General features: G+C 68.9%; 11 protein-coding genes. 9 read left to right on the top strand and 2 right to left on the bottom strand.

Annotated elements, in window-relative coordinates; genetic code table 11:
* Positions 1 to 39 precede the first annotated feature (39 nt).
* Entirely contained in the window at positions 40 to 915 is an 876-nt protein-coding gene (locus CAL29_RS29630) for a type III pantothenate kinase (protein ID WP_094856433.1), read from the bottom strand.
* 22 nt (positions 916 to 937) lie between these two features.
* Positions 938 to 1,768: a biotin--[acetyl-CoA-carboxylase] ligase gene (locus CAL29_RS29625; RefSeq protein WP_094856996.1), complete on the bottom strand. Its 831-nt coding sequence runs from the start codon at positions 1,766 to 1,768 to the stop codon at positions 938 to 940.
* Positions 1,769 to 2,151: 383 nt separating this feature from the next.
* Here CAL29_RS29625 and CAL29_RS29620 point away from each other — a divergent pair, with 383 nt between their 5' ends.
* The 9 genes from CAL29_RS29620 to lipB all read left to right on the top strand — a co-directional run bounded on the left by CAL29_RS29620 (position 2,152) and on the right by lipB (position 10,456).
* A complete protein-coding gene (locus tag CAL29_RS29620) occupies positions 2,152 to 3,282 on the top strand; it encodes an MlaE family ABC transporter permease (RefSeq protein ID WP_094856432.1) in 1,131 nt (376 codons plus the stop codon).
* Entirely contained in the window at positions 3,279 to 4,124 is an 846-nt protein-coding gene (locus tag CAL29_RS29615; RefSeq protein WP_094856431.1) for an ABC transporter ATP-binding protein, read from the top strand. Before CAL29_RS29620 ends, CAL29_RS29615 begins: the two co-directional genes overlap by 4 nt.
* Positions 4,111 to 5,058 carry an MlaD family protein gene (locus tag CAL29_RS29610; RefSeq protein ID WP_094856430.1) on the top strand — a complete coding sequence of 316 codons (948 nt, stop codon included), beginning with the start codon at positions 4,111 to 4,113 and terminating at the stop codon, positions 5,056 to 5,058. Before CAL29_RS29615 ends, CAL29_RS29610 begins: the two co-directional genes overlap by 14 nt.
* 149 nt (positions 5,059 to 5,207) lie before the next feature.
* Entirely contained in the window at positions 5,208 to 5,837 is a 630-nt protein-coding gene (locus CAL29_RS29605; protein ID WP_256977804.1) for an ABC-type transport auxiliary lipoprotein family protein, read from the top strand.
* A 168-nt stretch (positions 5,838 to 6,005) separates the two neighbouring features.
* Positions 6,006 to 6,665, top strand: a complete 660-nt coding sequence (locus tag CAL29_RS29600) for an alpha/beta hydrolase (protein WP_094856429.1) — start codon at positions 6,006 to 6,008, stop codon at positions 6,663 to 6,665.
* Between the two features lie 403 nt (positions 6,666 to 7,068).
* Complete coding sequence (locus tag CAL29_RS29595) at positions 7,069 to 8,370, top strand: D-alanyl-D-alanine carboxypeptidase family protein (RefSeq protein WP_094856428.1); 1,302 nt, start codon at positions 7,069 to 7,071, stop codon at positions 8,368 to 8,370.
* 135 nt (positions 8,371 to 8,505) lie between these two features.
* Entirely contained in the window at positions 8,506 to 9,378 is an 873-nt protein-coding gene (locus CAL29_RS29590; protein ID WP_094856427.1) for a D-amino acid aminotransferase, read from the top strand.
* Positions 9,379 to 9,437: 59 nt separating this feature from the next.
* Positions 9,438 to 9,713, top strand: a complete 276-nt coding sequence (locus CAL29_RS29585) for a DUF493 family protein (protein WP_094856426.1) — start codon at positions 9,438 to 9,440, stop codon at positions 9,711 to 9,713.
* 44 nt (positions 9,714 to 9,757) lie between these two features.
* Entirely contained in the window at positions 9,758 to 10,456 is a 699-nt protein-coding gene (gene lipB / locus CAL29_RS29580) for a lipoyl(octanoyl) transferase LipB (protein WP_094856994.1), read from the top strand.
* Positions 10,457 to 10,509 lie beyond the last annotated feature (53 nt).

Here is a 10,509-nt window from a genome sequence, read left to right as displayed (position 1 = left end):
CCCAAATCCAGTAACGGCAATAGCAAGTAGAAGGGTGGTTCAAGCGGAGGACGCCGCCGCCGTTTGCGCGAGCAGCAGGCTGGCAAGTCCATCCAACACCGGATTGTCGACCACCTGAGGCTCGCAGGGCAAATCCCCCGTTGCCTCGCTTACCTGCGCCAGCAGCCGCCGCGTTTCCGCCTCGACCTCATGCCAACCGCCGCCGGCGACATACAACGCAGGCGGCCGTCCCTCGTAGCGTTGCCGCGCGGCCAGCCATTGGCGCACGACGGCGCCGGCCTGGGCGGCGGCTACGCCGGTCGCGATGGCGGCGTGGGTTTCGATCGGGAACAGCACGGGTTTCCCTCGCGCCAGCGGCAGGTCCGCGGTCCCGCTCTCCAGCGCTCGCCGCATCATCACCGGACCAGGCAGGATCAGGCCGCCTTCAAAAACCCCCTCCGCGCCGACCGTATCCAGCGTCGTCGCCGTGCCGAAGGAGGCCAGCAGGAAGGCCGGGCGCGGCGCCGGCAGACGGCTGAGCACGCCCAGCATCGCGGCCCAGCGGTCGGACCCGAGCCGTTCCGGATATTGATAGCGCGACGTCAGCCCCAGCGCCTCTTTACGCGGCGTGATCCATTCGATGGCGCAGCCATGCCGCGCCAAGGCGGCTTCGATCGCCGCGGCGCGCGCCGGGCCGGCGACATTGCTGCCCAACGCGCGGCGCGGGGCCGCGGGCAGGGTGTCCAGCCACGCGGCGAAAGCATCGGTGTCGTTGTTATCGAAGGCGCAGGGGACGGCCAGCGACTTGCTCGGTAACGCAGGCGGACCGGCCGTCACCGTACCTCCAGGGCCGGCATCCGTCGCCCCCCGCGCGGCAGCGGTATTGACCCAGCCTACCTTCAGGCGCGTATTCCCGGCGTCGATCAGGATATCCATGGCCTTCCCTTGATGGCGCCTCTTACGCCGTCCGCACCGATATCTCGCCCACCGATACCGGCATGACCCCTGTATTCGTGCGCACCAGCAACCGCCCGTGCCTGTCCGTTCCGGCCGCCGTCCCGGTCTGCAGCACTTCCCCGCGGTCCAGCACCCGCACCGTGCGGCCGGCCAGCGCATCGACGCGCGAATATCGTTCGATGAACGCCTCGAAACCCTGCGCCTGGAGTTGCATGACGGCTTCCTGCCAGGCCCGCGCCACGGCCGCGACCACGTCGGCGATGGGCACGGAAGCGCCCGTGCCAGCCCAGTCCGCGATGGGCCGGTCCAGCTCCCGCGACAGCATTTCCGCATCGGTCAGGTTGGTCCCCATCCCGATCACCACGACATGCCCGGCCGCCCGATCTTCCGGATTGCGGGTGGTCTCCACCAACACGCCGGACAGCTTGCCCTCGCCCCACATGACGTCGTTGGGCCACTTGACCCGCAAGACGTCCGCATCAGGCCCGGCCAGCCCGCGCAAGGCTTCCGCGGCGGCCAGGCCGGCCAAGGGGGAGAGCGCCGGCAGCTCGGCCGCCGCGAGGGTGGTGTCGAAGGCGCAGGAGAACATCAAAGCCTGGCCCGGGCGATTCTGCCAATTGCGGCCGGCCCGGCCGCGGCCGGTGTTTTGCAGATGAGCGCCCCTCAACCACGGGCGCAGGCCGCCGCCGCCCACCTGCAGCCGGGTCCGCTCCAACAGATCCGCATTCGTCGATCCTGTTTCCTGCACCCAGTTCACGTCGCCGAAATGCGGCAGACGCTGGCGGACCTGTTCAGCGAGCGTGGCGGGCGGCGGGAGAGCGTGGTCTGACATGGTGTAACGCGGATTTATCGGAAAGTTGTCGGGAAAGGCGGGAAAACTGGCACAAAGCGCCATGCCATCGCCGAACGTGGGGCAAGGGAAGACACGGCCTGGATTGTATGGCCTGCGAGGGAGATGCGCCCTTGAAGGGCCACAGGCCGGAGACGTAGCGGGCAGGGGACGCGCACGCCGGGCTGATGGATGTCGGCAACAGCGCGTTACACACGCTGGCCTGCCACCGGTGCCCCGCGGCACGCCACCTGCCCTTCGACACACCCGCCATCTCCCGAAACACACCTGCCCACCCACGCCACCAATTCCCCCCCTTCCTCCGCGTATGATTACCTCTGTTACCGTTCCGGAGCATCGGCCCCAGCGCCCCCGCCGCCCCCTACATGGTCCACACCGCCCAGCCCCTTAACCCCGCTGTCGCCCCTTTCTCGAAGTCCGGCGATCTTTGCTACGTGGCGGGCGACTGGAGCGTGCAGGCGCTGGCGCATCCCGGCGAGGTCCAGGCGCGCCGGCAGGCGTTGGCCCATGCTACGCCGGCGATGCGCTGGGACCTGACCGGCATCGAGCGCCTGGATACCGTGGGCGCGAACCTGCTCTGGCACGCCTGGGGCGACGTCCTGCCCAAGCGGCTGCGCATTTCTCCCGGCTTGCAGGAGGTGTTCCAGGCGCTGGCCTCGCACCCCGGCGACCAGGCCGCCGAACCGCCCAAGCCCGACCGCTGGGGACCCGTGATCGCCATCGGCGACGCGATATTCACCGCCGCGCGCCACGGCAAGTCCATGACCGTCATGCTGGGCCAGTTGGTGCTCGACGTCGCCTACCTGGCGGTCCGTCCCGCCCGCATGCCGTGGCGCGAGATTTCCGCGCAGGTCTATCGCATGGGCGCGCAGGCGCTGGGCATTACCGCGCTGGTCGGTTTCCTCATCGGCGTGGTGCTGTCCTATCTGTCGTCCCAGCAGTTGCAGATGTTCGGCGCCGACCGCTTCATCGTGCGCCTGCTGGGCGTGTCCATCGTCCGCGAACTGGGCCCCGTGCTGGCCGCCATCCTGGTGGCGGGGCGTTCGGGCTCGGCGATCACCGCGCAGATCGGCGTGATGCGCGTGACGCAGGAACTGGACGCCATGCGGGTGATGGGCATTTCGCAGAGCCAGCGCCTGATCCTGCCGCGCGTGGTGGCCCTGGCCATCGCCATGCCCCTGCTGGTCGTCTGGACCGACGCCCTGGCGCTGCTGGGCGGCATGCTGGCGGCGCAGGCCCAGTTGGGCGTGTCGTCGGCCTGGTTCCTGCAGTCGTTGCCGGACGCCATCACCTTCGCCAACTACGTGATCGGCCTGGTCAAGGGCGTGGCGTTCGGGATTCTCATCGCGATGGTGGCCTGCCATTTCGGCCTGATCATCGAGCCCAATACCGAAAGCCTGGGCCGCCGCACCACGACGTCGGTGGTGACGGCGATTACGGGCGTCATCCTGGTGGATGCGCTTTTCGCGGTGCTGCTGAGCCGGGTGGCCCTATGAGAGACGATCTGCGGGAACAGCGGGACCTGTTCGACGAGAAGGAGCTGACCGTCGCGCCCATCATTTCGGTGCGCGGCCTGAAGACGGCCTTCGGCGACCACGTCGTGCACGAGAATCTCGACCTGTCGGTCTATCCGGGCGAGATCCTGTCGCTGGTGGGCGGATCGGGCTCCGGCAAGACGGTGCTGCTGCGCCAGATCATCGGCCTGGAGGCGCCGGCCGCCGGCACGGTGCGGGTGCTGGGCATGCCCCTGACGGAGATGTCCAGGGACGAGTGCAACCGCCTGGCGCGGCGCTGGGGCGTGCTGTTCCAGGCCGGCGCCCTGTTCTCGGCCCTGTCGGTCTTCGACAACGTCGCGCTGCCCCTGCGCGAGCTGCGCACGATACCCGAGGACCTGGTGCAGGACGTGGTGATGTGCCGCTTGAACATGGTCGGCATGACCGCGGCCGACGCCTACAAGCGGCCCTCGGACCTGTCCGGCGGCATGATCAAGCGGGTGGCGCTGGCGCGCGCGCTGTCGCTCGATCCGGAACTGCTGTTCCTGGACGAGCCCACGGCCGGACTGGACCCGCTGCGCTCCGACGAGTTCGTCGAGCTGGTGCGCAACCTGCACCGGCAACTGCGGTTCACGGTGGTGATGGTGACCCACGACCTGGATACGCTGGTGGCCCTGTCCTCGCGGGTCGCCGTGCTGGCCGACAAGCACATCATCGCCTGCGACACGCTGCCTGAAATCCTGAAGGTGGACCACCCCTTCATCCGCACGTTTTTTCTGGGTGAGCGGGGCCGCCGCGCGTTGGGCGATCTTGTTCCCAAGGACTTCAATAATGGAAAACCGTAGCTACGCCCTGCTGGCCGGCGCCTTCACGCTGCTATTGCTCGCGGCGGTGATCGTGATCGCCGTGGTGATCAATCGCGACCGCACCGCCCTGCGCGACTATGAAATCGTTTCCTCCACGCCGGTCAGCGGCCTGTCGGCGCAGTCCGCCGTGCGCTACCAGGGCGTGCCGGTGGGCAAGGTGCAGTCGCTGGCTCTGAATCCGGACGTGCCCGGCCAGGTGCGCATCCGCATCGGCGTGGCGCCCAATACGCCCATCACGGAATCGACCTGGGCGGAGTTGGGCGTGCAGGGCGTGACCGGCCTGGCCAACGTGGACCTGCGCGACGACGGCAGCTCCATCGAGCGCCTGAAGCAGGTCGGGCAGGAACTGCCCGTGATTCCGCTGCGGCCGGGCCTGCTGGAACGCTTCACCCAGCGCGGCGGCACGATCATGGAGAACATCGGCAATATCTCCGAGCAAATGAGCAAGCTGCTGGACGAGCAGAACGTGCAGGCCCTGCACGCCTCGTTGCAGAACGCCGTCGACCTGACCCATTCGCTGAAGGTGCTCAGCGACCAACTGGCGCCGGCGGCCGCCAAGCTCGGCCCGCTGATCGACAGCCTGAACGCGACCTCGCGCCAGGCCCAGTCGGCCGCCCGGGATTTCGATGCGCTGGCGCAGATCGCCCGCCAGTCGTTGTTGCGGCTGGACCAGCGCGGCGGCGCCCTGGATATCGCCACGGCCAGCTTGCAGAGTATTTCGGAGGCCGCGTCGCGCCTGTCCACGGAAACCCTGCCGGCCGTCACGAATATGGCGAACCAGGTCAACGCGACCGCGCGCGGCGTCTCGGCGACCGTGCGCCGCGTGGGCGATTCGCCTCAATCCATACTGTTCGGCGCACCGCCGCCCCGCCCGGGGCCGGGCGAGGCCGGCTTCGCGGGTTTCGGGAGATAAGCATGAAGGTCTGCTCGTTCAAGGAATATGCGCTTCGCCGCCAGACGTCGGCCGGTCAACCCGCACGGGGCGCGTCGACGTCGACGGCATCCGTCGACGCCGGCCGCGGCCGGTTTTTAAGCGGGGTCCTCGCCCGGTCCCGCCGTCGCGTGCTCCGCCTGCTCCCCGCTTTCGGATTGGCCGCGGCCGCCGTGGCGTTGACCGGTTGCAGCGTGGGCCGCGCCAATGGTCCGCAGGTCGGGCTGTTCGATCTGGGGCCCTCCACGCCGGCGATGGCGACGCTGCCCAAGCGCGAACCGATCTCGGTGAACGTCACGGCGGTGGCCATGCTCAACGATACCGGCGTGATCTGGCGCATCGGCGAGAGCGCGAATCCGCAGTCCTACGCGACGTATCGCTGGGCCGCGACGCCGGCCCAGTTGTTGCAGCAGCGGCTGGTGGAGCGCCTGTCCGCGCAGGGCCCGGTGCTGGCCGACACGGTCGATCCGCGCGCTCCGGTCTTGCAGGTTACGCTGACGCGCTTCGAGCAGGTCTATGCGCCGGACGGTTCGTCCAGCGAAGGGCGGGTCGGCTTGCAGGCCGTCCTGCTGAAGGAGCGCCGCACCATCGACGCCGTGCGCGTGGCGCGCGCCGCGCCCGCCACGACGCAGGACGCGTCGGGCGGCGTGCAGGCCTTGCGCGTGGCCACGGACGCGGCGCTGGATGACCTCGCGCTGTGGTTGTCGCAGAAACTGCCCGCGCCGGGGGGCCCGATGGGCGTGCCGCTGGCCACGCACTAAGGCCGCGTGGCCCCGGCCGCGCGTAGTCTGCCGGCCGGGCAGGGCGCGCGGATTCCCGTAAGATGCGAGGCTTCCAGCCCGGCGCCGCCGCCGGGCGCCGTTTCTAACGTTTGTTTGCGGCTGGATCGGATTCCAGCCGCATCGCGCATTAGCCAGTCCGAGTCGCTCATGTCCGCCACGTCCGCCCATACCGAAATCGTCGCCTTCGCCGGAGCCGCCGGCCGTATCGATTGCGCCATCGACTGGCCCGCGCAGCCGCCGCGCGGCTGGGCCCTGGTGCTGCATCCCCATCCCCTGCATGAAGGCACCCGCGACAACAAGGTAGTCACCACCATCGCGCGCGCCTGCGTGCAGGAAGGCCTGGTGGCGGTGCGGCCGGATTTCCGCGGCGTGCGCGCTTCCGAAGGGCAGTTCGACAAGGCCGAGGGCGAAACCGCGGACATGCAGCAATTGGTCGCCCAGGTGCGCGAACGCCATCCCGAACTGGCGAACCTGCCGTGGGTGCTGGCGGGGTTTTCCTTCGGCACGGCCGTGGCCGCGCAATTGGACTCGGCCCTCGCCGAGGCAGGCCAGCCGCGGCCCGCGGCCTTGATCCTGGCCGGCCCGGCGGTCTGGCGCTTCCAGTTCCGCCAGGTCGATCTGCCGCCGGACACGCTGCTGGTGCACGGCGAGCAGGACGAAGTGGTGCCGTTGGGCGAATTGATGGACTGGACACGCGATCGCAGCGTGCCGGTGGTGGTGATCCCCGGCGCCAGCCATTTCTTCCACGGCAAGCTGCTGTTGTTGAAGCAACTGGTGCTCACGCGGCTGGCGCGGGCGCTGGGGTGACGGCGGGCACGGCGGTGGCCGTGCGAAGGCGTCGAGACCATCCCAAGGGGCTGCGCTGCCGCCCATGGCCACACGGCCAGCGATTCTGCCGCCATGGCCCCCATGGATGAGCAGCATCCGGCCCCGGCCTCGCCCGGGCGGGCACGAATAGCTTGGCAATGACACAAAGTCCCCGCTGCTCTCCCTGGCGAGTGTTACTCGCGCGCCACACTTGAGCCGTGGCGGCGAACTCGCCGGCAAGCCGCGCCACGTAAGGATTTCGTTTTAAACGCTACACCAATGTTTCATCAGGTTTCATCTTGCCCGGGCATCGCTTCCGTTCTCCGCCGTTTCGCGATTTCCCCCCTGCCTATAATTGTTGCTTCCCCACCTTGACCACGATTACGAACGCCGACATTTGCCGATGACTCCACTGCCTCTGTCCCGCATTGCTCCCCTGTCCTTGTCCCGCCGCATCGTCGCGGGCGCCCTGATGGCGGCGATGATTGGAGGCAGTCCTGCCGCGGTATGGGCGCAGGCGACGGCCGTCGTGCCCGCCGCCTCGCAGCCCGCCCCGGTCGTGTCCCCGGGCAAGGCGACGGCGCCGACGCAGATCGGCGCCACGGATTCCAACAATGTCGTGCCGGTCGGCGACGTGTCGACCATTCCGGCGCCCACGCTCGCGGCGCGCGCGTGGATCACCGTCGACGTCAACAGCGGCCAGGTGCTGGCGGCCTCCAATCCCGACCAGAAGGTCGAGCCGGCGTCGCTGACCAAGATCATGACCGCCTATGTGGTCTTCAATGCGCTGGATGAAAAGCGCATCACCATGGACCAGCAGGTGCCGGTCTCCGAGCACGCCTGGCGCACGGGCGGTTCGCGCATGTTCATCGAGCCGCGCAAGCCGGTGACGGTCGAGGAGCTGTTGCAGGGCGTGATCGTGCAGTCCGGCAACGACGCCTCGGTGGCGCTGGCCGAGGCGGTCGGCGGCAGCGAAAGCGCCTTCGCCGCGCTGATGAACCAGGAAGCCGAGCGCCTGGGCATGAAGAACACGCACTTCATGAACGCCACGGGCCTGCCGGATCCGCAGCACATGACCACCGTGCGCGACCTGGCGACCATCGCCACCCACCTGATCACGGATCACCCGGATTATTTCCACTTCTATAAGCAGAAGAGCTTCACGTACAACAAGATCTCGCAGTCCAACCGCAATCGCCTGCTGTGGGCCGATCCCTCGGTGGATGGCATGAAGACCGGCCACACCGATTCGGCCGGATACTGCCTGGTGGCCACCGCCCTGCGCGGCGATCGCCGCGTGCTGACGGTGCTGGTGGGGACGGACAGCGAGTCCACCCGCGCCGAGGAAAGCCTGAAGATCCTCAACTGGAGCTTCCAGAATTTCGATACGGTGAAGCTGTTCGACAAGGCCCAGCCGGGCATCGACGCGCGCGTCTGGGAAGGCAAGGTCGAGACCGTCAAGCTGGGCCCCCCGGCGCCGGTGTGGATCGCCGTGCCGCGCGGCAGGACGGCCGACGTCAAGCCGGTCGCCGAGCGCACCGATCCGCTGGTGGCGCCCCTGGAGAAGGGGCAGAAGGTGGGCACCTTGCGCCTGACGCTGGACAGCAAGACGCTGCGCGTCGAGCCGCTGGTGGTGCAGGAACCGGTCGAGCGCGCCGGCTTCTTCGGCCGCATGGTCGATACGGTCAAGCGCTGGTTCAACTAGAACGGCGCGCCCGGGTGTAAGCTTGCGCCCGGTCGTCAAGCGAAGGGGCGGACCGCGGGTCCGCCCCTTTTCATTTTTGCGGCGGTCCGTCGGCATTTTCCGGCGGCCCCATCGTTTGCACGGAGTAGTGCCATCATGATTCCAGGCGTGCCGGCCGATAGCCAGGCGTATCTTAACGGTGAATTCGTGCGTCTCCAGGATGCCAAGATCTCGGTCCTCGACCGCGGCTTCATCTTCGGCGACGGGATTTACGAGGTGGTGCCGGTCTACGAGGGGCGTCCCTTCCGCTTGCAGGAGCACCTGGGCCGTCTGGCGCGCAGCCTGGAGAAGGTCCGCATCGCGTCGCCGTTCGACCGCGACGGCTGGGCCGGCCTGGTGCGGGAATTGATCGCGCGTTCGGCGACGCCGTCCTGCGTTGTCTACTTGCAGGTCACGCGCGGCGTGGCCCGGCGGGACCACGGGTTTCCCGGCGAGGCGGTCACGCCCACGGTCTTCGGCATGGTCTCGCCCTTCACGCGGCCGACCGCTGACGCGCGCGAGAACGGGCAGTCGCTGATCTCCATCCCCGACGAGCGGTGGCTGCATTGCGACATCAAGTCGGTGTCCCTGCTGGGCAATGTGCTGGCCAAGCAGGCCGCCGTGGACGCCGGCGCGGACGAAGTCGTCCAGTTCCGCGACGGCCTGCTGACCGAGGCGGCCTCGGCCAATATCTGGGTCGTCTCCGGCGGCAGGCTGATCGGCCCGCCGCGCGACCATCGCATCCTGGAAGGCATCCGCTACGGCCTGATGGCCGAGCTGGCGGAGGAAGCCGGCGTGCCCTTCGAGATGCGCGACGTGCCGCGCGCCGAGGTCGAGGCCGCGGATGAGCTGCTGATTTCCTCCGCCGCGCGGGAGGTGCTGCCCATCACCCGCCTGGACGGGCGGCCGGTCGGCAACGGCAAGCCCGGCCCCGTTTATGCCAGGTTGCGCGCGGGGTATGATGCCCGTATCGCAGCCCTGCTGGCCTAGCGTCCAAACCGACGCGCCCCGCGCTTGGAAAGCCGGCCCGCGGCCCCCATATAGCTCGCATGACGACGATTCCCCCCCAAGACTCCCTCATCGAATATCCCAGCGACTTTCCCATCAAGGTGATGGGCAAATCGCATCCGGAGTTCGCCCAGTTGCTGACCGAAGTGGTGTTGCAGTTCGACCCCGACTTCGATCCGGCCACGGTCGAGATGCGTCCCAGCAAGGGCGGCAACTACATCGGCCTGACCTTCACCGTGCGGGCGACCTCGCGCGAGCAGTTGGACAACCTCTACCGTGCCCTGCACGGACACCACCTGGTGTCCGTGGTGCTGTAGCCGGACGCCGGCCCATGTCGACGGACCCCGGCGCCAGCGCGCCCATGCACCGGTGGCTGATCCGCCCCGCCGACTACGAGACGGTGTGGCAGGGCATGCGGGCCTTCACCGAGGCGCGCACGCCGGCCACGGCGGACGAAATCTGGCTGTGCGAGCACGCCCCCGTCTATACGCTGGGGCAGGCCGGCTTGCCCCACCACGTGCTGGCGCCCGGCGCCATCCCCGTCGTGCGCACCGATCGCGGCGGCCAGGTCACCTACCATGGCCCCGGCCAGGTGGTGGCCTATGTGCTGGCCGACCTGCGGCGCGCCGGCCTGTACGTCAAGGAATACGTCGCTTTCCTGGAAGACGCCGTGATCGGCCTGCTGGCGGACTACGGCGTGCAGGCCTGTAGGAAGCCGGGCGCGCCCGGCGTCTACGTGCCGGGCGCGGACGGCGAGCTGGCCAAGATCGCCGCCCTGGGCATCAAGGTGCGCTCGGGCTGCACCTACCATGGCGTGGCGCTGAACGTGGACATGGACTTGCGGCCGTTCGATGGCATCAATCCCTGTGGCTACGCCAATCTGGCGACTACCGACCTGGCCCATTGCGGCGTGCGCGCCGACCTGGTCGAGGTCGGGGAGCGGCTGGCGCGCCGCCTCGCCGGGCTGGGCGACCGCGCCCGGCCATCGGGCGCCCCGCCGGCCAATAGCCCGGCCGCCGCCGGGGTCGGTCCCGCGGCGTTCCCGCCGGCGGGAGTATGATGTCGTTTTGATTCCAGGCGACGCCCCCGCGCGCCGCGCGAAGCAACCAGATC

The organism is Bordetella genomosp. 10 (genome assembly GCF_002261225.1).
Lineage (GTDB): Bacteria > Pseudomonadota > Gammaproteobacteria > Burkholderiales > Burkholderiaceae_B > Bordetella_C.
This window is presented reverse-complemented; position numbering and strand designations above follow the sequence as displayed.